Genomic DNA, 22,906 nt, shown 5'->3' with positions numbered 1-22,906 from the left:
GCTAGCATGTGATCGGGTTAATGGTACAGATTCCAGAAAAGGGTTTACTAAAAAATGGATCTGAGACATAGGAAAGGCGGTCTCATAGTCGAAATCCCGACTCAAGAAATCGCCGAATTACAGGGCTGTATTAAGTTCCGGTAACTCAAAACCGAGCCAAGGAAATTTTGAAAGGTTTTTAGTGAATGAAAAATCGACTCTGGAACAATATCTCTAAGAATAAAGATCAGATGGGACTGTTTTTCAGATTCCGGCCATTCGATCAAGTGATCAGGAGGATGGATGATATGCTGGACACCATTTAACACAATAGGCCCTTTTTCACCTGCATCCAATAGTCCTTTAACACGCATGATCTTTTCCCCATCTGCATGGAGCAAGGAACTAAACCATAATCCAAATGCCTTCCAATCAAGAGGTTTAATAAACGTAAACGAAATGAACTGAATGTTTGAAGAATAATGTTTCTTATGCCTTTCGATATCCTTTGATATGAAAAGAGAAGGAGCAACAACTTTTTGGGGATTTCCTATCCTGGGATGCATCAGCATTTCCATGGACAACCTCGATTATTTCAATGGCAGGATTAATTGCCATCAGACGAGAAATAAGCTCCTCCTTTTGCTCGGATGGGGTAATGTCGGTATTGGTTAATGCGATTTTATCTGCAACAGTTACTTGTTTAACCATTTCAAGGTTATTTTTCAATTGCAATATCCCATTTTTAGCACCTACTGATGCTATGACAGATTCAATATATAAATGATGCTGCAAAATGGGGTTCGCCTCTAAAAGAGTGTGTTACGTTACGGAAAATCAATTGATTGAATTGGCTAGGAAGAGATTTGGATCCACAGTAAAAAATGCCAAAGCTTTAAACGTAAACTAATCAACGATCAGCAGAAAAAAATCACATCCTAATAATTAAAGAAAGTTTTACTTTTGAGCAGGGGCAATTTTTATTGGAACATAATATTAAAATAGTTCTAAATCACACGTTGGGAGTAAGGAATTATCACTTTAATCCTAAAAAAAGATGACTAAAAAGAACTGATATGCATTTTCGCATCTAATTACTCATAAAACGTAGGAATTTTGAGTAAATTAGTATTAAGAATCTCCTGAATTCTATACTCTTTCTTCCAAGGCATGGAACTTGCATATATTCATAGTCATAACATACGAGAAGGTGGGAAGGAAATTGGCGACACCAAAAAGGCTTACAGATGCCGCAATCCAAATGAATTGTAAATGCGGCAACAAACCGTTTAACTTGGACCATGCCTATAAGTTAGTTGTAGAAGCTGTAAATAAAGGAGCAAATTAATTGTCTTGCCAGAATTATTCAACACTGGTTATAGAGTAGAAGAACAAGATGTAAGCCTTGCTGAAACAATACCAGGGGAAACAACCGAATGGATTGTGCGATTGTCAAAATAAACAATATCACTCTGGTTGACTGTATTTTGGAGAAGGATAAAACCAAAGGCCTAGTTTTTGATACTTGCATTGCCACGAATTCGGAAGGAATAGTGGGAACTTATCGAAAAACCCATTTATGGGACGAAGAAAATTTATTATTTACAAAAGGTGATAGTTTTTCTGTATCCGAATTGGAGTGGGGAAATTTAGGGGTGCAAATTTGCTATGAAATCGGTTTTCCTGAAGGAGCCACAGCTCTTTCATTAAAAGGCGCCGACATAATCGTTTATCCTTCATCTTTCGGGAAAGCTCGATTATATGCATGGGATATTGCGACTAGAGCCCGTCCCTGGGAAAATGGATGTTTTGTTATTGCAGTAAATCGCACTGGTATCGATTAAGGAGAAACAGAGTTTGGAGGACACAGTCGGATCACAAAACCCAAAGGGAGAAGTTATAGTAGAGGCCACAGAAGAAAATCAGGTAATCATTTCTAAAATTATTATAGGAAAAATTGTAAACAAAAGAAGAACGATTCCTTATTTAAGGGACCTAAACAGAGGCCTATTTGGTTTGGCATTGAGACGAGAAGAACATTACTAAACGTTAAAGGGAAGAAGGTAAAGATAGTGAAATGAATAATATTAATTATTTTAATGTAAGAAAAAGTTACGTATACTCTGACTATTTAGATAAATATTCATTAAAATATAAAATTTAAGAATGTATGAAATGTTTGTGCATCATTATGTTATAAGACTTTACATATATTTAAAAAAGGAGGGTAGAGTAGTTTGACTGTTTAATAGCTTTCTGTTTTTACATTTTATTTAACATAAAAAGTAAAGGGGGGGGTTTTTATGAAAAGAAATACATTGATATCAAAAGATATTCTTCCATCGGTGTCGAGTCAAAGGGTTGTATCCGGGTTTGGGTTCTTTAATATTTGGGTAGGAATGGCGGTAATTATCGCAACCTTTCAAATCGGTGCTAACGGTATTGATTCAATGGCTCTTTGGGAAGTTGCAGCAGCTATTTTCATCGCAAATTTCATAATTGCAATTATAGGCAGTTTAAGCGGCGATATCGGTATTGAGCATGGTTTATCGTTTGCGGCTTATTTGAGGGCCCCATTTGGGATAGCGGGTGTCCACATACCTGCTGTAAGCCGTGGTATTGTAGCTTCGATATGGTTCGGGATTCAAACCTACCTGGGAGCGACTGCTATTAATTTTATCTTTGATCGCTTAACAGGTTTTGATTCATGGTTCTTTTGGTATGTTGCATTTGCCATTGTCCAAATCATTAACACTGCAATGGGTATCAAGGCAATTGACCGTTTTGCTGTCATAGCCGCGCCTTCGATCATTATCATTTCAATCTGGATTTATGCCAGAATGCAGGGAATGGTATCAAACAAAGGAATCGATCTATTAACATACCAAGGTTCTGCAGAAACAACTACCTGGCTTGTGGTCATGATAGCGAATATGGGATTTTGGGCTACTCTCGCAATAGATATCCCTAACATAACAAGATATATTAAAGCGCCAAAAAATGAGAAAAACTGGTTTAAACGTAACAAAAACAATTATCTGCCTCATATTACCGCATTACCGTTGGTCCAGACATTTATGGGTGTAATAGGCGCTGTGAGTTTACTCGCAACGGGTTTATGGAACCCCATTGAAGTAATTCAGGAAACTGCCACAGGATGGATCATGGTAGTTCTGCTAGTTATGGTTGTCTTAGCGCAGTGGTCTACAAATACAGCAGCCAACCTTATCCCTGCTACATTAACATTTGTAAATGCGGGTTCGAGAATAAACCTATCATATGTCAGTGGTATTATTCTTGCCGGAGTAGTAGGAACGCTGTTTCAACCATGGGCGATCTTGGATCAACTATTTCTTTATCTCGGTTATTTTGGCGCCATCCTATCAGGCGTAGCAGGCATTATTATGTGTGATTACTACATCATTAGAAAAAGACGGGTGAATGTCAAAGAATTATATGAACCGGAGGGCCAATTTAAATACGATCATGGAGTTAACTGGGCCGGTTTGATTTCCTGGGCCATTTCAGGAACCCTAGCTGTTTATTTTATCGAGTATATGTATTTCGTCGGTTTTCCGCTTGGCTTTGTCTGTTACTACGTACTAATGAAGTCCTGGTACTTGAAAAAACACCCACAGAAGGAAGTTGAATCAAACTTTTCAGATGAATATCTTGGCACAACGGTTGGACGCGATTGGGAAATTGTTACTGGAGGCAGCGAGCAAGAAGTTGCCTCAACAAAAGCCAAATAAAAATAAAAGAGTAGGAGGTTTTGCGTCTCCTACTCCTCCTTTTAAAGGAGGATTCACGAAATTTGGACTAGTTCAAAGGCTCACTCCAAAGGAGGATTTTAACAATGAAGACATTAATTAAAAACGGAAAGATTGTTACCAGTTCAGATATTTATGTGGCAGATATATTAATAGAAAATGAACAAATATCGTTGATTGGTAATGATTTACCTGTCGGCAGTAATATGAAGGTTGTAGATGCGGAAGGTAAATATGTTTTTCCAGGTATGATAGACGAACATACTCACATTGAAAGCCCATTTGGAGGAACAGTTACTGCTCCATGGAAAACTGAAAGTGTTGCTGCAGCCCTGGGTGGAACTACAACAGTTGTAGACTTTGCCCTTCAATCAAAAGGCGAGTCCCTTATGGAAGGAATAAATAGGTGGCAAAAAAGGGCAGAGGGCCAATCGGCAATTGACTATGGGTTTCATATAGGAGTAACGGATTTACGGAGCGAAACCATTAAAGAAATCCCTGCCATCGTAGAAGAGGGCATCCCAACCCTTAAAGTGTTCATGGCATACAAAAGCGATTTAATGGTAGATGACCAAACGTTATTTCAAACATTGGAAGCCTCAAAAAAAGTAGGAGCCCTTGTTATGGTTCATGCCGAGAATGGGGCAGTGATTGATCTTCTACAGCAGAAATGTTTGGAAAAGGGACAGGTTGAACCTTATTATCATGCCGTGAGCAGGCCGATTGAAGTGGAAACAGAAGCGACAGCGCGTGCCATCTCAATTGCCGAAATCGTTGGAGCGCCATTATTTATTGTCCATGTTAGCGGTGAAGAACCAGCTCAAAAAATCAGGGAAGCTAAAGCAAAAGGGTTGCCAATATACGCGGAGAGTTGCCCTCATTATTTATTCCTTACGATCGAAGAATTAAAAAAACCAGATTTTGAAGGCGCTAAATATGTCTGCTCTCCTCCATTAAGGGAACAAAAACATCATGAGGCCTTATGGAAAGCGTTACAGGACGGGACACTGCAAGCGATTGGTTCCGACCATTGCGCATTTAATTTCAAAGGCCAGAAAGAACTTGGAAAAGGAGATTTCACGAAAATCCCAAATGGAGGCAACGGAATTGAGCACAGGTTTACTTTGCTTTATACATACGCTGTAAGAACAGGCAGCCTATCATTAAACAAATTGGTTGAATTGTTGTCAACAACTCCCGCTAAAGTAAATGGGCTATTCCCTAAGAAAGGGACGATTGCTGTCGGAAGTGATGCGGATCTTGTTTTATTTGATCCGAAGGGCAGAAAAACCATTTCAGTTGAAACATCTCATCAGGGTCTTGATTATGATATGTTTGAAGGCTTTGAGATCGATGGCATTGTATCGGATGTGTTTTTAAGAGGAAGACAAATTGTAAAGTCCGCAAAATATATAGGGACCTTAGGTGATGGGAAGTTCCAGAAAAGGGAACCTTATGGGTTATGCTATGAATCGATCAATTATCAAGACAAAATACCTCAAAGTGTATAGATCTTAAACGTCACAAAAGTTTTCAAATCAAAGGGGATATCTAGGCTCCATACGGAACCTGGACATCCCCTATTTTATTTCAATCCGTTCATCCTGAAATAGTCTGTTTCGGCGGTAAAGTATGTTGGTTTCCGGCCATGTTTTTTGCATACCACCGCTTACCGTGCCAGCGTTGGTACATCCAGGCGAATGCGGGAAGCGGCCCACGCTTATGGAGCCAAAATTGTTTGGGTATCTCATTCTTAGGGCCAATCCTCCCAGGAACCACTTCCGCAGTGACGATTCCCGGGCCCTCCTCACGTTTTCGGATGGATAACACGTTTCCGTCTGCATCTACTATCATCGCACCGGCCTCGTAATAGCCGCGATATTTTAATGGCATCCAAGGCATGTCGCATTCGATGGTTCCACAGTGGGAGGCATGGACAACCGGGGTTCCTACGAAAGTGGCAAATGAACTGACGGACTCAAGGGCTGTCCGGGAGTTTTCGGTTTCCCAATTACTTGTCACCGATTTGGGAAGCCATTCGGGAACGCTCCACCAGCAGCTGCCGCCAACAACCATATCTACCTTCCCCAGGAATCTACGCGCGGTCTGCGACCTCATGAATTCCCAGCACAATGCAGAACCGACAGTCATATCGGAAACTTTGATCGTGCCATCATCTTTACCGCCCACGTAGTAACAATTTTCCCACATTGTAGGCAAATCCTTATCATGGCGGCCCAGAATCCCCTGGGGGGAAGCAAGAAAGAAAGCGTTGCGTACTTGTCCATCGTCGTCCCGGCATAGAAACGAACCGCCGACAATTGCGTTATGCCGTTTAGACAAACTCTTCAACAAAGTCAATCCCGGCCCGTCTTCTGGCAATGCTGTTTTTATGAGCCGTTCATCAAAAGCCATGCCTGTCGTAAAGAATTCCGGGAGGATGATCCATTTTGCACCTCGTCCAGCTGCTTCATTTGCTAATTTTTCACATGCGGCCAGATTGGCATTTACATCCCCAATAACAGGTTGGAGCTGGATAGCTGCAACTTTTATTTTCGAAAATTTGTTGGCTGACAAACAATCACCCCAATAATTTATTTTATATTCTGAATATTTGATTTAATATTAGCTGAATCGAGATAATAAAATCAATTATTTGGATTGAAATAAAAGGGGACTTCACTTTAATTATAAGAAAGAGCATTTTTATGTAGAGACAAAGTATTGCATAATAATATTATGTATATATAATACTTCAGTCCGTTTTTTGATGAGAGAACTAAATTCGCAAGTATTATTTCTAAAGTTGGTATTAGTTTTCTTATTAATGAAAAAGCTAGATTTCATATGAAATACTTGGTGAAGTTTGTCATAATAAGATAGTAGAAAGGAGGGTAATCATGGTTCGATTGTATGCTGCCTTGATCGGCCTAAGTCTGATATGGGGTTTATCTTTTGTGTTCATGAAATGGCTGCTTCCGGTAGCGGGAGTATGGGGAATTGTGTTTCTCCGCTGTTTAGCCGGGGTTGCGGTGCTGCTTCCGGTATTATGGTGGAAGCGAAGTGAAATAAATTGGAAATTACCTTGGAAGGCATTGATTATTGTTGGGATTTTTAATTGCGGCTTGGCTTGGGCGCTTATTCCTTTAAGTGAAACGGCAATCAACAGCAATACAGCGTCAATCCTCAACGCAACGACTCCGATTTGGACGGGCCTAATCGGCTTTATTATATTTTCATTTGTGCTCACTGCCCGTCAATGGATGGGAATCCTAATCGGTTTTTTTGGAATTTTGGTTTTGATGGATTTCCAGGTGGGTGAACTTTTTGGCACGGAGTTTATTGGAATCGGAACCATGCTTCTGGCATCCATTTGTTACGGATTCGCAGGTCAATTGACGAAACGTTTTCTTTCTGATACTGGTGTATTGGTTATAACGACTTTTACATTATTAACGGGTGCTGTGAACGGCTTAGCCGGGATGCTGTTTACAGAACCAATCCAAATCGAAAAGATTATAGATCCTCTTGTGATCTTTGCCATTGTGGGGCTGGGTTGCTTTGGTTCCGGACTTGGACAACTTATCTATTTCTACATTAATAAAAAAGGCAGTCCGGAGTTAGCGTCTTCTGTGACATATCTGATTCCGGGTACAGCTATGGTATGGGGATATGTTCTGCTTGGTGAATCGATCACGCCAAATGTAATCCTCGGTCTGTTGATTATTTTCGCTGGAGTCTATCTGTCTTCAAGAAAGCAAAAGACCAAGCGTGTAAAGCCGGATGCGTCATCCCAGGGTGCCGGAAGAATAAAGCAAGCGAAATAGAATGTGCAAAAAATGGCCCCCAGCTTACTATTTGGGGGCTAAAAAATTAAATTTTTGGCCGGGTGGTTTTACTTCTGCTTCAAAAAGTCAATTTGGTAGGGGTTACTGCCAATATTCTTACGCATTTCGGGTGTGATACTAATTGACTTGTTTGCGCTTCCATTTCCTTCAACGTGGGTGGGCTCTGTGCTTCCATCATAATAAACCGGTTTCTGCTCCATTGTATCCACTCCAATGGTTTCGTTTTGACAAGCATATGCATCAAGCTGACGGTGATACTTATTAATATGCTAGCCTTTATCATTAGATTCGACCTTTTCATCTAATTCCTTCTGGAGTTAATCTTAATGTAGCTGAAAAGTGGGAATAAATACCCATAAGCGTTATTTCTGATTTTATTTTATGTTATGGTCTGTATTCAATTTTTTTAAGGTTTCTTTATCGCAAATGACAAACAGCTGTGCATCTTCAGGTATGGGATGATGCAGCTTTTTGTTGATATGGAGGTCGCTATGGTCAGCTACGAGCGTAGCTCCTTTATCGAGAAGGTCGATGAAGGCATCGCGGTACGTTTTCCATTCTGGACGCCGTTGTATTTCATGCATGCCTTCATCATATTGCTTGCTCATTAATTCCGTATACATTCGCGTAACGCCATGATGGAACAGGGAACTCACTGCCGCCTGTGAAATCATTTCCTGGGTAGGTACAAATTCATCGACTTTGACATGTTTAAATAAACGGATATGGTGCTGGTCAAGGACTTCTGCTGTTACATGGATCGATAAATTCATTTCTTCCTCAATGGAAGTGATGGCCGTGGCGACCAACAGTGTTTTTCCGTCTACCAACAAAGGGTCTTTGTGGTCTTGTGTGATTTGGTCTGCAAAAATGATAACGCCTTTTGCTTTTGGCAAATTTGCGCGCATCAATGTTGCATGGTCTGTTGCATCTCCACGCACATAAAAAACACGGTCATGATCCCAAGGTGATTTTTCCAGGTTGCTAATGATGACAGTGTCCGTATTTGCATCGGATTGTAGAATTTCTTCGGTTGCTATTTTCGATTTATTGCTCCATCCAATCAGGATGACATGGTCTTTGCCTGTATAATCCATTTTTCCACCAACCCTGCGCTTTTCGAAATTATTAACAAATTGCACGATTTTTGCAATAAAAACACTTATTAGACCGATGCCAGTGATATACAAGCACATCGTAAAGATTTTCCCGGCATCAGTTACAGGTGCGTAATCACCAAAACCAATCGTTGCAAGTGTTGTAAGCACCCAGTAAAAAGAGGTAAGAAGAGAGCCGAACGTTGTCGGCTCCAAGTAAAAGGCTATAAAAGCTGCAGTGATTATGTATATAAGAAAAAAAGGAAAAAAAATCCTAGCCCGGACCTTTATTAGATTGAATAAAATTTTTCTTATAGTCTCCATTGGGTCTCATCCTAACTTTCAAAATCATCGGTCAACACTATTATGAAGAAAAAGTGAAAAAAGCATACCGCAGTCAAAACTAAGCGACTAAAATCATGCAAGTCTATTCCCACTAGATTAAACCCATAAACCTTTCCATTTATAAATTCTTACTTAATAAACTTTTGAATGAACCTAAGAACTTTAATTTGTAATATAATTTGAATATACTTAAGTTTCTGTTTTCTTAAAAGAAATATGTAAATCAGTGCAAAGAGGAGGATTTGATATGGCAAACCAAGAAACCAAAGTGCGGGTAGCAGTGGTTCAAGCAGCTTCCGTGATCATGGACCGGAAAGCCAGTACAGAAAAAGCGGTAGGTTTGACTCTGCAGGCAGGGGAAAAAGGAGCAAACATCGTAGTTTTTCCTGAGGCCTTTATTCCTGCATATCCAAGGGGGCTCAGCTTTGGGACAAGCGTAGGCAGCCGTTCGCAGGAAGGGAGAAAGGACTGGCTTCGTTATTGGGAAAATTCTGTTACTGTGCCGGGAGAAGAGACAGCACTGTTAGGCGAGGCAGCCCGAAAAGCTGGAGTCTATATGATCATTGGTGTTATTGAGAGAGATAACGAGTTTAGCAGAGGGACGCTTTATTGCAGTGTATTATTTTTTGGGCCAGATGGCACGCTGTTAGGGAAGCATCGAAAATTAAAGCCGACAGCTTCTGAACGGCTGATTTGGGGGGAAGGTGATGGAAGCACACTGCCTGTGTTTGATACACCTTATGGGCGCATTGGAGCGTTAATTTGTTGGGAAAACTACATGCCGTTAGCGAGAACCGCCATGTATGCCAAAGGTGTGCAAATATACATTACACCAACTGCAGATGCAAGGGAACTATGGCAGTCGACCATCCGCCATATTGCTGCGGAGGGAAGATGCTTTGTTTTATCTTCTAACCAATACGTAACAAAGGATATGTACCCGACAGATTTAGCCTGCTACTCAGAATTGGCTTCTTCACCAGAACAGATGAGTATCGGGGGCAGTGCTATAGTAGGTCCACTGGGTGAATATATGGCAGGGCCGGTGTTCGGCAAAGAAGATATCCTGATCGCCGACCTGGATTTACGGGATATTGCTTCTAGCCAATTTGATTTTGATGTCGTGGGTCACTACTCCCGTCCGGATGTGTTTCAGCTGCACGTGAATGAACAAAAGCAAGAGAGCGTGAAATGGCTGGATTCAAAAGTTCAAGCAGAAAAGTAACTATATTATGAGAAAATGTAAGATGAGCCTTTGTAAAAGGCGAAGACACAGAATGGTTATAGACGACCGCTTTTAAGTGAAGCGGTCTTTTTCTTTTTGTTGGAAGTTAATTTGCATTGAGGCCGTTGAATGTAAATCTCCAAAATTAAAATGGTTGATCTAATGCAGAATTGTTGATTTTTTCCGAATTATATTAATTAAGCAAGGAACTTTACATTACGTACGAATCGTTATATGGTGTATAAGGATCATAAATCCGACTAATTTTATTGGATAAGGAGAGAGTTCAGTGGCACAGACTACTGTAAATACACCCGCAAACTGGAATCATAAATCCACAACGGTTGTCACTAAGCTTAGCCCGGTTCAAAAACCATTGGTTGCCACCGGGATTCTGGCAGCAATCATTCTATTAATTGCGATTGTCACCAAGGCAAACTGGATTCAGGGTATCCTGTTTATCATCGGCCTTGCCCTTGGTGCAACTTTATTGCATGCCCGCTTTGGGTTTACATCTGCCTTCCGCAGGCTCGTTTCAGTAGGAAATGTTCAGGGGCTTCAAGCGCATATGCTGATGCTGGCGATTGCCACTACGTTATTTGCGATTATTTTAAGTACTGGTTTTAGCTTTACCGGGGTTAAGCCGGTCGGCTATGTTTCGCCTGTAGGGGCAAGCGTGTTATTTGGAGCATTTATTTTCGGAATAGGGATGCAGCTTGGAAATGGCTGTGCCTCCGGGACTTTGTATTCTGTTGGTGGAGGGTCGTCTTCAATGGTTTTGACGCTCATTTCCTTCATCGCAGGCTCTGTTCTCGGTGCCTACCATTTCACATTTTGGATGGAAGATACGCCTAAGCTTCAGCCAATCTCCCTCGCTGAATCTACCGGTCTCGGTTATTTTGGAGCTTGGCTGGTTCAAATGGCTATGTTTGCGGCCATTTATTGGGTCACCCTCCTAATTGCAAAAAAGAAAAATCCGCCGATGATGAAGCCGCTGCCGACCACTTCAGGATGGAAAAAGATTGTCCGCGGGTCATGGCCGCTGTTCGCTGCTGCCATTATCCTGGCTGTCTTAAATGCCTTGACCCTTACCATTAGGGGAAATCCATGGGGAATCACTTCTGCATTCGCTTTATGGGGAGGAAAGGCTCTGGCAGCAGCCGGAGTTGACGTTGCCAGCTGGGGTTATTTTCAAGGGGCAAACGGAATGGCCCTCACGCAAACGGTTTTGGCCGATTCCACAAGCGTCATGAACTTTGGCATAATGTTGGGTGCTTTCATTTCTGCCGCTTTCCAAGGTACATTCAAGCCTAAGAAAATCAAGCCGGGTGTAGCAGGAGCTTCGATCATTGGGGGAATCCTGATGGGATATGGAGCGCGCCTTGCCTTTGGCTGCAACATAGGAGCTTACTTTGGAGGAATTGCTTCCTTCAGCCTGCACGGCTGGGTATGGATGGTCATGGCCATGCTTGGCACATTCTTGGCATTATTCATCCGTCCGCTGTTCGGACTTAAAAACCCAAAACCGACAGATTCAATTTGTTAATATTTGTCCAATACAGAGGAGCAACCATGCGGTTGCTCCTTTGTAGTTAAATTTTTGGTTCAAACATTTTACAATCGGTTTCTTCCATTGTTGGTGCTTATCTTCCTTTGTGGCTGACTATGTATATCGAGTCGGCCACGCATTTATTGCCTCGAGCCCATTACTTGCCGTTGTTAACCTCACATAGTACATCATTAGCCATTTAAATCCCTTCCTTCATGGAATTCCTCTTATCAATTACATTACCTTTTTGTGTTAAAGGAAAACGTTTTCCCTATTCCAAAAATAGGGTAGTGGAATTGGATTAGCCAAGTTCAATCCACAGGAGTTTTCATGAAAAATCCCCATCGGAAACCTATTCCAAAGGGGATTTCATTGCTGTTAAGGTTTTAAAACGACTTTAATTACTTCATCTTCATGATCATTGAAAATTTTATAAGCATCACTTGCTGCATCTATAGGGAGTTTATGTGTAATAATCTCGGTAGGGTCAAATTCGCCGGACGTAATTTTGTCAAACAGCATCGGCATATAGTGGATTACCGGTGCCTGTCCCATCTTGAGCGTTACATTTCTCTCAAAGATATTGCCGAGCGGAAACATATTATACATGGAGCCATAAACACCCGTTAACTGTATTGTTCCGAACTTTCTTACCGCATTGAGGGCAATCTTGATGGCGCTTATCGTTCCTCCTTGAAGTTTAAGCTTTTGCTCCACCGCTTCAATTACAGACTTCTTTCCGTCCATTCCGACACAATCGATGACTACATCGGCTCCACCTTCAGTAATTTGCTTTATATATGAACCAGTATCATCATATTTGCCGAAATTGATGGTTTCTACATTGTTCATTTTTTTTGCATGGTTCAAGCGGTAGGGGAGATTATCGACAGCAATGACACGTTTTGCCCCTTTCATCCAGGCGAATTTTTGGGTCATTAAGCCAACAGGACCACAGCCCAGCACAACTACAGTATCACCCTGCTTCACTCCTGAATTTTCGACACTCCAGTAAGCAGTCGGCAGGACGTCCGACATAAAAAGCAGGGCTTCATCCTCCAGCTCGCAAGATTCCGGGATGACAAACGGCATGAAATTGCCAAATGGCACACGCAACAATTCCGCTTGGCCCCCGGGATGATTGCCATAACGTTCGGTGAAACCAAAATAACCGCCTGTATCAGCAATTTCTTTATTGGGATTAGAATTGTCGCATTGGCTTTCCATATCATGTTGGCAGTAGTAGCATTGTCCACATGAAATATTGAAAGGCAGTACAACCCTGTCACCTTTTTTTACTTTTGTCACTTCCGGGCCTACTTCCTCGACGATTCCCATTGGTTCATGACCAATCACATAACCTGGGTGTGTTGGAAGCGCTCCCTGATAAATATGAAGGTCGGACCCACAAATAGCCGTTGAAGTAATCCGCACAATAATGTCATCATTCTTCTGAAGAGTTGGATCCTCTACCTGTTTCACTTGAATATCCTTTGCCCCTTGAAACGTAACTGCCTTCATTGAAAAACCTCCTATTATAATAGATTCGTTTTTTAATTTTGATATGCAGAAGGGAATCACCCCTCCGCTTTATTGCTTTATAGCACCGGGGGACTGACCCCTTTACAAGAGTTTAGGAGCTTCAGCAAGGGAATGGGCATCGTCTTCATCTTTTTGTGCAAAGTCTGTTCCCAATAGGGACTGTTCCTTGTATGATGTTTGTCCGTCTGAATTTAATGGTTTTTTTTGAAGTGTTTGATCTTTATAAGTTGTGTCATTGTTAGTATCCATCTTTAAGAGTGGCTGCGTATTGCTGTAAGTGGTGGTGCCACTCATCATGGATTTCAGGAACGGGAGCTGGTTCTTTAATTTTTCGATATTTTCGGGTGTTGCAACCGATTGGATTTGTGTCATGACTTTGTCGCGGGATTGCTTATTCCTGAGCATGTAGGTAGCTGCTCCAATGGCTAATGTACCAATCATCTTGTTTTTTGTAATCATTATGTGATCTCCTCCTTATTTTATCAATGTATAGTGTCTATTCCCTCTTAATCCTTCCACTAACCATAAAACAGGCAGACACCGGGTCGTATATTGCTTTCGGATCATACGGTAGTTCTAATTTAAATATTTTAGTGAAAAAATTATCAATATCTCAAATTAGCAAAATAAGAAAGGGGAACGACGGGCTACTATGGTATGTATAAAAATAACCATATGCAAGTACCCGTATTAGGTAAAAGGCATGACACCCATAATAATAAGCGTATTTCCATGATTGCTTATGCACTGGCAAATCTGGCTTGGGACGGGAATAATTACGATAACATGAATGTGAGGAAGGTCGATAAGAAGAATTTCCTGCAACTTTAGTAATATTTGTCTATTGATGTCTAAAAATGGGTAGGTTACTATAATTTTAATAGATGGGAGAATTTTAGAAGAGTCAGTATGAGGATACTAAATGAGTAGATGTCCCTATGTTCAATTCAAAGCAATAAACAAGTCAATAATTAGGATAGTTTTTTTTCAAAATCTGAGGATTGCAGCCATTATTAATTCGAAATATAAAAACCGGTTAACCGGCAAAGGGTGAGAGTATGAGAAAGTTAGGCAGAGCATTTATCTTATCTTCAGTTATTATAACGGGTGCATCTACTGTGCCTTTTGGCCATGAAGGCGTACTGATAGCTGAGGCTGCCAGTGTGAAATTTAGTAAAACATCTTTTCAAACTACTGCTAATGTGAATTTACGTGCTGGTGCTGGCACGAAATATAACAAAGTAATTACTATCCCGAAAGGCAAAGTTGTCACTTCGACAGAAAAAAATGGATCATGGTATAAAGTATCATATACATATAAGTCGAATGGGAAAAATGTAACAAAGACGGGGTGGGTAGTGGGTTCTTACTTAAAGGAATATTATGAATATACCTCGATCGCTAAGTCCTATTACTTTACCAAAAAGACAACCAATCTTTATCCTGCACCCGATACAAAGAAGAAACAGCTTTATACAGTCGGAATGAATAATGGATTTTATTCTACGCAAAAAATAGTAAATAGCAAAGGGCAAGCGTGGTACCGTGTCGCATTTAAAGGAAAAACAGTCTATGTAAATGGCAGTGATGTAACAAAAAATGTTTTTACATCTTTCACAAAGACAACATACCAGGCAAAAAAAGATTCTTACTTATTTGAGTTTTATGGTAATGCTCATAAGAAAATAGTTAAAATCCCAAAAGGTGCTACCGTTTCTTCCAATAAAAGAATAGGCGACTGGTATTTGATAACTTACGGTGGAAAGACAGGATATTTCTATATTGGGGATTTTACTAAGTACGTTCCGCCAATCACTTATACATTTACAAATACAAATGAAACCTATTATTTTACCAAACAAACCGCCAAACTATATGCCACAGCGGATTCCAGAAATAAAGAAGTATATGCCATACCGGCTGGCAATGGTTTCGCATCCACTCAACAAGCTAAAAACAGTTTGGGAGAATTGTGGTACCGTGTGAATTATGAAGGAAAAGATTTATATGTTAATAGCAAAGATGTTACCTCTGAATCTTTTACGACATTTGCAGAAACAAAATATATAGCCAATAAATCTACCGATCTTTATGCCTCTTTCGGAAATGCCCATAAGAAACTGGCCGAAATTCCAGCGAACACTGTCGTTTCTTCAGCGAAAAGGATTGGGGATTGGTATAGTGTCACATACAATGGTACTCTAGGATATATTTATATAGATGATTTTTCAAAAGCTATAAACGAAGTACCAATTGCAGCCAGTAAACTCACATATATTACGACTTCGGCTGTTGCAGTAAAAAAATCGGCTGATGAAGCCTCTGAAATTATCACTGAATTGCCAGACTTAAGCGTCGTCAGTCCAACACATAAGGTTTCAAACGGGTGGTATAAGATTAGCTTCGACGGCAAAACGGGATATGTACCTGGGATTTCATTGGGAATAACGGGTGATCCAATGGAAAATAGGGATGGTTATCAGTTTATTGACTTACGTACGCAATCGCCTGTTACTGCGCAACAAATCAATGATTACATCACAAAAAATGTTGCAAATGGAAAAATAAGTATACTGACAAACAAGGGGCAACTATTTATTGACGCAGCCAAGGAATATGGTGTAAATGCCCTTTACCTGGCGGCTCATGCCATTCATGAAAGTGGATTTGGAACTTCTCATATAGCATTAGGAAAGAATAATCTATTTGGTTTTGGTTCTTTTGATGCAAGTCCTTATATTGCTTCGTACCGATTTTCAACAGTAGATAGCAATATCAAGTACATTGCCCAACAAATGAAAGCTACTTACTTAAATCCTGCCTCTGGTAATTGGAGATTCAAGGGGGCTTACCTGGGATTCAGCACCATGGATATGAATAACAAACGAATAGATTCCAAGAGTGAAGGCATGAATTTTTATTATGCTACTGATCCGAATTGGGGAAAAGGCATTGCAAGACATATGCAGGCGATATTACCTTATGAAAAAGCTTATTCCACCGGAGCCGCTGATCCTATCGTTCCGAAACTGCCAGCCATTCCAGTCGGAAGCGATGTGTTTCCGGCGGGTATCCAAGCTAAGGCTAATAAAAAATTAGTGTTATATAGTGAAAAAGGAGCTACTGATTCTGTACTCGACTTGGAAAGCGGCGACGAGTTCTACTTGCTTGAAAAAACCAATGACTATTGGATTAAAGTTAAGGTAGAAGATAAAATATACTGGTCCAATGTTAAAGAATTTCATAAATATAAGGAATATATGTCTGTCCTGAATCTTGGCAGGACTCTTGCCATTAATCCAAAATTAAATGTTAGAAAAGAAGCAACTACTGCAGCAGAAGTGATTACTCAATTGAATGTCAATCATTATGTTCAATTTGTTCTGGAAAAAGATGGTGCTATTACTAGGGATGCTTCTAAAAACTGGTATAAAATTAAACTGGCCGATGGAACGATTGGATGGGTAAGTGCTCAGTATGTAGTGCAGGAGCTTAAATAATCCAGTTTAAACAAATTTCCTTATGCGTATAATTTCGCTTTCTAAACTAGTGTCATATCTTTTGTATGACTTTTGTTACCCGAATACATGGGTATGTCCCTTTAGAATAGTTATCGAAATTCCGATTCAGCAAAGGCCGTTTTCCTGCGGCCTTTGCTATATGTATGATTGATTTTTATGGAAAGTGGATTTTTATGATAATAGGTTTCGCTATATCCTATTTTTGGTTATAGCCTTTTTTTATATTGGTAGAATATAATTAATCTGTAAACATACAAAAACGGAAAAAGAGGGAAACGGATGAAAAAAATTACTGGTAGTGTGCTTGCATTCATTTTATTTCTATCAATCTTGCCCATGACATCATTTGCCGCACAGGATCCAACGTTTGACGAGGATATGGAAGCATACTTGAAAGAAATAAGCGACATACGAGGATTTGAGGTTACACGGGAAGACATAGACAGCGTGTTGGCAAACGATTACGAGCAACTCGAGGATTATGAGAGTGTTGAAGAGTTATCAGTTGTCCTTGGTGATGTAATTAAAGCCGATTACAGCAACTTGGAAGACTACCTTGCTGAAATTGACTTAACGGTGGAGCAAGCTAAAAATGTGCTATTGGAAAATGATGATGAAATCGATCATTATATTTTCGTTAACGACCTACTTAACTCCCTAATGTTCTACACCAGCCCTGAAGAAGAATTCGACGAGTTATTCGATGAGGAAACAATGGAAGAACTCTTAACTATTTTTCAAGAAGAGTTTGATATAACGGAAAAAGAACTGGAGAATTTAGCTAATCACTTTGCAGCCATAGAGGAAGAACTATCAACCGACGAAGCAACAGCAAAATTTGAAAAACTCGCTGAAAGAATGATGGCGTTTGAAGACTTTGAGACACTGGACGAATTGACGCCTGAACAAGTTAGTGAAATAATTGCAATTTATGATGAGTTATTTGCAATGCTGCACATGAAATTGGATTTTGCCCTAGTGAAAGATGGAAAAGAAACGCCAATTACCTTGTGGGATGTATTAAAGATGGAAGAGCTTATCAATGCTAAACTAAAGGTCAATATTTACGATTTAGCAGGAAACTTATTGGCAGACCTTCTTATCACAGGCGAAATGGTTGACGGTGAGACTGTCCGCGAGATTGGCCAGGATCTTGGAACCGCAACTGAGAAAGTAGAAAAAGTCGTAAAAGAAAAAACGAAAGTGAAATCAGTTAAAGTGCAAACCGAAAAGGGCGGAAAACTTCCCAAAACGGCTGGCAACTATCTGATGAACGGCCTGATCGGCTTATGCATGGCATTGTCCGGTATCATGCTGTATCGCACTTATAGAAGGGTATAAAAAAGCATTAATGCGCTGGTCGCTACTAATTTTTGACTAAGCAAAGCATCTCTTCAGAGGTGCTGTTTTTTTTGGTGAAGGATCTGAAACCATTTCAAAAATTAATTCGTCTAGTTAATCTGAAACAAATGCCAAGAATACCTCTTCCTCAACAAATTCCGACCGTTAATCATAGGGGCCCTTTAATTAATGCAAAATAGCGATAAGCAGAAAATAAACGGTAATTTCTCAGGACTGGTTCTGGGGGATTCAGCCCCATTTTACATATTGCTTACGGTTATTTTGGCCTGTTTTGATTCCCTTCGAATAGGACAAACCGCAAATGGGGGAGGATTAATAAAGAGGGGGGCGGTATATATGATGGGCACTTTTGAAGTCATTTCATTGTTGCTTAGTTTTGGATTGTTTGTCATTGCTGTTCTTCATTTCGAAATCATAAAGATTCCTGAAGGTTGCATACAAAAGCCTGCTTGCAGTGGAGACGTTCCACTGCTTTTTTTAAATCACAAGCCATTTGCTTTGACCCATATTTTCACTTCGGTGTAAAATGTTTCTCAAGGGAAACATTTTAGTGTTATTGCATACTATTTTAAAAAGGAAAATAAGAATATTGCTTGGACAACAAAAAGATTGAGGAGGAGAGAAATATGGAGGAAAATTTATTGCTGGCATTTGGTCTGACATTAATGGCAGGTCTTGCAACTGGAATTGGGAGTGTCATTGCTTTTTTTACGTCGACAACAAATAAAAAATTCTTATCATTGACCTTGGGCTTTTCAGCAGGTGTGATGATTTATGTGTCCATGATAGAAATTTTTGTGAAGGCTAAGGATGCCCTTGTAGCATCTATGGGAAATACATTAGGGAACTGGATGACAGTTGGTGGTTTCTTTGGGGGAATGCTGTTGATCACTTTGATTGACAAGTTTATTCCAAAGCAGGGGAACCCGCATGAATTGAAGAGTGTGGAGGATATGAACCAACCGGTACAAGAGCAGGAGTTGTTAAAAATGGGGACATTCACGGCGCTTGCTATAGGCATCCACAACTTCCCTGAAGGAATTGCTACATTCACTTCCGCGCTGCAGGACCCTGCTCTTGGCATAGCGATAGCTGTCGCGATTGCTATACACAATATCCCGGAAGGCATTGCCGTAGCCGTGCCTGTCTACTTTGCAACCGGCAATAAGAAAAAAGCTTTTAAGCTGTCATTCTTATCAGGTTTGTCTGAACCGGTCGGTGCATTTGCCGCTTATTTGATCTTAATGCCTTTCTTGAATGATATGATGTTCGGCCTGATTTTTGCAGCTGTTGCAGGCATCATGGTCTTCATTTCCTTGGATGGTCTGCTGCCTGCGGCTAAAAAATATGATGAGGGCCATTTATCCATCTATGGCCTGATTGGCGGAATGGCAGTAATGGCCCTTAGCCTGTTAATGTTTATCTAATTTATATATTTTTTAGGTAACAGCTTTTCCACCCACAAGGAGGCAGACTGAACTTTTGTGACAGCCTGCCTTTGTTACCATATATTAATTATAATCTTTACTACCTACTTAAGGCATATTACACTGTATGTGCTTTTCAGCCTTATGTCTTCTGCCTGTGATACATGCAAGAGATGGCCCATGACATCATCTGTGTGTTCCTCACTATAAATTCTGCACTCTGAGAGTTTTCTAACAATTTACCCAAAAAAAGCCAACCAGAAAGCTCTGGCTGACACGTTTTGTCTAGCTATCGACCTCGACGTCCTGGTTTTGATCCGTTTCCTGGTCCTGGTTAGTATCTTGTTCCTGGTCTGCCTCGGATTCAGAGTTTGAAGTGGATCTGGACCGTACGCGTGCCCTTGAATCAGAATCTACGTCAATGTCCAGTTGGATTCTGGAGTTGCCAGAGTTGGCAAGTTTAGCAACGTTAGTATTACGGTCGGAATTTTTTACTTTATTATCGCTATCCACATCATTTCTGTTTCTTGTATCAAATTCATTATCGAAATTATTGTCAACATCTACGTCCGCGCGCGCGCGGCTATTTGCATCAGACATTCTTATTCCTCCTTAACATTTATATAGCAATATATTCAGTTATAGAAATAAAGGATAGACGGATGAATCAGGTTATGAGTGGATTTCAGTTTTTCGCGCCGGAAAATAGGAGAGGTTTTTACACGTAGCAAGTGTTCAAAGTACAGGGCTGTTTGCGAGCCTTCCGGGAATATTTTCGTTTCTAATGCGCAAAAAAACAGGCCCTATAAGACAGGAGCCTGCTTGTATATTTTCGAGTATTTATATTTTTTGAACGTTTGCTGCTTGAGGTCCTCGAGAGCCTTGTTCTACTTCAAAAGAAACCTCTTGTCCTTCATCAAGCGATTTGAAACCTTCGCCTTGGATTGCTGAATAGTGGACGAATACATCTTCTCCACCTTCGCGTTCGATGAATCCGAAACCTTTTTCTGCATTAAACCATTTTACTTTACCTTGTTCCATGTTGTTGCCTCCTAGTGCGTTAACACACAAAATATTACTATCCCTGTTCGTAGTGATATCAGAGGAAAACGTAAAACTTCTACGGTCCTTTTCACTGAACAAAAATAATTCACTTCCATAGTAACAGAAAATGGAAAGGATAGCAAATCACTGAAATAAACTTTTTAAGAAAACCCGCCCGATTGGCTGAACTCTGTAAAGGAGAAATCAGGCCGGTGAAAATGGCGCATTTGGTCTGTATTCTGCTGTATCCATATAGGAAAGTTTTATCTTTCCTATATGCGAAAAAGGATCATGACATTTAAGACACCATTTCATTCCTTTTTATCTGTTGTTGTTGTTTTGTTTGTTATTCTCGCCATTGTTGCCAGTAAACGCGTCTTTTACGTTTTCAGCTATATTGTTAATCGCTTGGCCGAGAGTGTTCATTACACCTGTTTCCTGGTCGCCATTGCCTTGATTGTTTTTATTGTTAGCTTGATTATTATTTTGCTTTTCCATTATTGTCACCTCCCGATACTAGAATGTGTTAAATTGCTGAACTTATGCCATAACTTACAGGTATCTATGTAAAAAAATTTATCTAGTGTGCTGAAATATTTTATAAAAAGGAGGAAAGTCCCGATTAATAGTGAATATACATTAATAACAATTTGTAAGCGCTTTCTTTTTTTGAAAAAGGGGGAATTGAATGTTGGTCAGTAATTTGGAGGCAAAGGTGGATTCTGGTCATACAATGCGTCCGCGGAGTGCAGGTCACAAAGAAATGCTCGGTTATGGAATCGGTGGCCTGGGAATATTTACAGCCTCGTCGTTAATCGGAACGTTTCTATCGTTTTACTATACTGACATAGTCGGCATCTCAGCTGGTATTGTAGGGACGCTCATGCTTCTTGTGCGGGTTATGGATGGGGCAGCCGATATTGGCATGGGTATTTTAGTTGACCGTACAAAATCAAAGTATGGTAAAGCCCGTCCCTGGATTTTGTGGATGGCTCTACCAATCGGGTTCTCCACCATTTCTTTATTTCTCGTGCCCGATATTGGGATGGCAGGGAAAATTGCGTTCGTGTACGTCACTTTCATTATCTTCAATTTGATTTTCACTGCCGTTTCCATTCCTTTTAAAACACTGCTTGGCATGATTACCCAGGACAATTATGAAAGGGGGCTTGCCAATATTTATTCCGGCTTTTTCACGATGATCGGCAGCCTTCTCGTAATGACATTGACACAGCCGCTAGCTAATAAATTCGGCTGGACTCCGGTCGCCATTACGATAGGAGCGATGGTGCCGATTGCGTTGTATATCACATACAGGTCAACAAGGGAGAGGGTTGGAGCAGCCCAGCAAGATGGATGGGATGGGGATGTTCCGATAAAAATCGGGGTGAAAGCATTATTCGCCAATAAATATTGGCTAATCATCACCCTTTGCTGTGTGATTTCGTATGCCATCATTGCGCTGGGCCAGTCGGCTGGTTTGTATTATGCCACATATATATTTGGGAATACCAACTATTTTTCCTTCATCGGTCTGGCTCTAACGGCCCCGATGGTCATCGGATTATTGTTGATTGCTTCATTGGTAAAAAAAATTGGAAAGCGCAATGTAGCGCTCATCGGGACCGTCTTTATCATTATCGGACAGATCATTAAAATCTTTGGCCCCGAATCCTTGGCCATTTTTCTAATAGGAAGCGCATTTGCCGGGCTGGGTGCGATGCCCATAATCGGTCTTATTCACTCGATGATCAATGATACGATTGAATACGGAGAATTGAAATCAGGTGTCAGGACAGCAGGACTGGTCAATAGCGGAGCCAGCTTTGGAATGAAAGTTGGTACAGGACTAGGAATGGCATTGATCGGCTGGTTATTGTCGTTAGGCAGCTACGCAGGGGGAGCTGCCGAGCAAACCCATTCCGCAGAACAAATGATTGTGGCGCTTAACATCTACATTCCCATGTTGTTGGCAATCGTTCAATTTATCTTCTTAAGGATGTACCATCTTGACCGGGAATATCCCGTTATACTGGATGAACTGAAACAACGGAATATAAGGGATTAAAGGGTACAGGATTGGTTTTTGGATTTTCTTTCGCATGTGTAGGGGATTGATAAATACGGATGGCTCCTATAGGTCAAATGAGGCGGTTGCTTTGAAGGGCAAGTGTCTTTTTCCAATTTTATATGCTAG

Annotated in this window: 22 protein-coding genes and 2 pseudogenes; 14 read left to right on the top strand and 10 right to left on the bottom strand. The window is 40.6% G+C overall.

The genetic code is table 11. From position 1 onward, the window contains the following. Positions 1-101: 101 nt before the first annotated feature. Both D0466_RS03175 and D0466_RS22475 read right to left on the bottom strand, forming a co-directional pair. Positions 102-545, bottom strand: coding sequence for a CobW C-terminal domain-containing protein (locus tag D0466_RS03175; protein ID WP_233522577.1), 444 nt, complete (start codon positions 543-545; stop codon positions 102-104). Next, complete coding sequence (locus D0466_RS22475) at positions 469-774, bottom strand: CobW family GTP-binding protein (protein ID WP_199484529.1); 306 nt, start codon at positions 772-774, stop codon at positions 469-471. Before D0466_RS22475 ends, D0466_RS03175 begins: the two co-directional genes overlap by 77 nt. Positions 775-1,201: 427 nt before the next feature. On the opposite strand from D0466_RS22475, the gene D0466_RS23270 reads away from it, so the two are divergent. The 5 genes and pseudogenes from D0466_RS23270 to hydA all read left to right on the top strand — a co-directional run bounded on the left by D0466_RS23270 (position 1,202) and on the right by hydA (position 5,260). After that, entirely contained in the window at positions 1,202-1,327 is a 126-nt protein-coding gene (locus tag D0466_RS23270) for a hypothetical protein (protein WP_267897374.1), read from the top strand. A gap of 5 nt (positions 1,328-1,332) precedes the next feature. Beyond that, a pseudogene (locus tag D0466_RS22760) lies at positions 1,333-1,823 on the top strand (carbon-nitrogen hydrolase family protein). 13 nt (positions 1,824-1,836) lie between these two features. Continuing rightward, on the top strand, positions 1,837-2,025 hold the full coding sequence (locus D0466_RS22755) for a hypothetical protein (protein ID WP_233522516.1): 189 nt from the start codon (positions 1,837-1,839) through the stop codon (positions 2,023-2,025). Between the two features lie 257 nt (positions 2,026-2,282). Continuing rightward, entirely contained in the window at positions 2,283-3,731 is a 1,449-nt protein-coding gene (locus D0466_RS03165; RefSeq protein ID WP_117321107.1) for an NCS1 family transporter, read from the top strand. Positions 3,732-3,835: 104 nt separating this feature from the next. After that, positions 3,836-5,260 (top strand): dihydropyrimidinase, encoded by a 1,425-nt coding sequence (gene hydA, locus D0466_RS03160; RefSeq protein ID WP_117321106.1) that lies wholly within the window; start codon positions 3,836-3,838, stop codon positions 5,258-5,260. Positions 5,261-5,348: 88 nt separating this feature from the next. Here the strand turns inward: hydA and D0466_RS03155 are convergent, their stop codons facing one another. After that, positions 5,349-6,326 (bottom strand): carbon-nitrogen hydrolase family protein, encoded by a 978-nt coding sequence (locus D0466_RS03155; RefSeq protein WP_199484494.1) that lies wholly within the window; start codon positions 6,324-6,326, stop codon positions 5,349-5,351. Between the two features lie 323 nt (positions 6,327-6,649). Between D0466_RS03155 and D0466_RS03150 the strand changes: the two genes are divergently transcribed. Next, positions 6,650-7,576, top strand: coding sequence for a DMT family transporter (locus D0466_RS03150; RefSeq protein ID WP_117321105.1), 927 nt, complete (start codon positions 6,650-6,652; stop codon positions 7,574-7,576). 395 nt (positions 7,577-7,971) lie between these two features. On the opposite strand, the gene D0466_RS03145 is transcribed toward D0466_RS03150, so the two are convergent. Further along, a complete protein-coding gene (locus D0466_RS03145; protein ID WP_117321104.1) occupies positions 7,972-9,018 on the bottom strand; it encodes a potassium channel protein in 1,047 nt (348 codons plus the stop codon). 268 nt (positions 9,019-9,286) lie between these two features. On the opposite strand from D0466_RS03145, the gene D0466_RS03140 reads away from it, so the two are divergent. Both D0466_RS03140 and D0466_RS03135 read left to right on the top strand, forming a co-directional pair. Next, a complete protein-coding gene (locus D0466_RS03140) occupies positions 9,287-10,264 on the top strand; it encodes a carbon-nitrogen hydrolase family protein (RefSeq protein WP_117321103.1) in 978 nt (325 codons plus the stop codon). 289 nt (positions 10,265-10,553) lie between these two features. Further along, positions 10,554-11,810 carry a YeeE/YedE family protein gene (locus tag D0466_RS03135; protein ID WP_117321102.1) on the top strand — a complete coding sequence of 419 codons (1,257 nt, stop codon included), beginning with the start codon at positions 10,554-10,556 and terminating at the stop codon, positions 11,808-11,810. Positions 11,811-11,910: 100 nt separating this feature from the next. On the opposite strand, the pseudogene D0466_RS22750 reads toward D0466_RS03135, so the two are convergent. The 3 genes and pseudogenes from D0466_RS22750 to D0466_RS03120 form a co-directional block, all read right to left on the bottom strand. Next, positions 11,911-12,012: pseudogene (locus tag D0466_RS22750) on the bottom strand (DUF1540 domain-containing protein); the annotation flags it as partial. Between the two features lie 179 nt (positions 12,013-12,191). Continuing rightward, positions 12,192-13,334, bottom strand: coding sequence for a zinc-dependent alcohol dehydrogenase (locus tag D0466_RS03125; RefSeq protein ID WP_117321101.1), 1,143 nt, complete (start codon positions 13,332-13,334; stop codon positions 12,192-12,194). Between the two features lie 102 nt (positions 13,335-13,436). After that, positions 13,437-13,814: a hypothetical protein gene (locus D0466_RS03120; protein ID WP_117321100.1), complete on the bottom strand. Its 378-nt coding sequence runs from the start codon at positions 13,812-13,814 to the stop codon at positions 13,437-13,439. Between the two features lie 216 nt (positions 13,815-14,030). Between D0466_RS03120 and D0466_RS22030 the strand changes: the two genes are divergently transcribed. From D0466_RS22030 to zupT, 5 genes are all read left to right on the top strand, one after another. Further along, positions 14,031-14,186, top strand: a complete 156-nt coding sequence (locus tag D0466_RS22030; protein ID WP_233522515.1) for a hypothetical protein — start codon at positions 14,031-14,033, stop codon at positions 14,184-14,186. A gap of 227 nt (positions 14,187-14,413) precedes the next feature. Continuing rightward, the gene (locus D0466_RS03115; protein ID WP_117321099.1) at positions 14,414-16,855 is read left to right on the top strand and encodes an SH3 domain-containing protein; all 2,442 of its coding nucleotides are present in this window, start codon (positions 14,414-14,416) and stop codon (positions 16,853-16,855) included. Positions 16,856-17,155: 300 nt separating this feature from the next. Continuing rightward, positions 17,156-18,217, top strand: a complete 1,062-nt coding sequence (locus D0466_RS03110) for a processed acidic surface protein (protein ID WP_117321098.1) — start codon at positions 17,156-17,158, stop codon at positions 18,215-18,217. Between the two features lie 357 nt (positions 18,218-18,574). Continuing rightward, positions 18,575-18,763, top strand: a complete 189-nt coding sequence (locus D0466_RS21860; RefSeq protein WP_142919879.1) for a putative holin-like toxin — start codon at positions 18,575-18,577, stop codon at positions 18,761-18,763. A 101-nt stretch (positions 18,764-18,864) separates the two neighbouring features. Then, entirely contained in the window at positions 18,865-19,665 is an 801-nt protein-coding gene (gene zupT, locus D0466_RS03100; RefSeq protein WP_117321096.1) for a zinc transporter ZupT, read from the top strand. A 285-nt stretch (positions 19,666-19,950) separates the two neighbouring features. Here the strand turns inward: zupT and D0466_RS03095 are convergent, their stop codons facing one another. From D0466_RS03095 to D0466_RS22025, 3 genes are all read right to left on the bottom strand, one after another. Beyond that, the gene (locus tag D0466_RS03095) at positions 19,951-20,265 is read right to left on the bottom strand and encodes a hypothetical protein (RefSeq protein ID WP_117321095.1); all 315 of its coding nucleotides are present in this window, start codon (positions 20,263-20,265) and stop codon (positions 19,951-19,953) included. A 240-nt stretch (positions 20,266-20,505) separates the two neighbouring features. Beyond that, a complete protein-coding gene (locus tag D0466_RS03090; protein WP_117321094.1) occupies positions 20,506-20,706 on the bottom strand; it encodes a cold-shock protein in 201 nt (66 codons plus the stop codon). A gap of 324 nt (positions 20,707-21,030) precedes the next feature. Beyond that, positions 21,031-21,207 (bottom strand): hypothetical protein, encoded by a 177-nt coding sequence (locus D0466_RS22025; protein WP_158555796.1) that lies wholly within the window; start codon positions 21,205-21,207, stop codon positions 21,031-21,033. 190 nt (positions 21,208-21,397) lie between these two features. Here D0466_RS22025 and D0466_RS03085 point away from each other — a divergent pair, with 190 nt between their 5' ends. After that, the gene (locus D0466_RS03085; protein ID WP_233522514.1) at positions 21,398-22,777 is read left to right on the top strand and encodes an MFS transporter; all 1,380 of its coding nucleotides are present in this window, start codon (positions 21,398-21,400) and stop codon (positions 22,775-22,777) included. Positions 22,778-22,906: the final 129 nt, after the last annotated feature.

The sequence above is a fragment of the Peribacillus glennii genome (assembly GCF_003429105.1).
Classification (GTDB): domain Bacteria; phylum Bacillota; class Bacilli; order Bacillales; family DSM-1321; genus Peribacillus; species Peribacillus glennii.
Note: the sequence above shows the minus strand (reverse complement) of the source record. Positions and strands in the feature narration are given on the sequence as shown.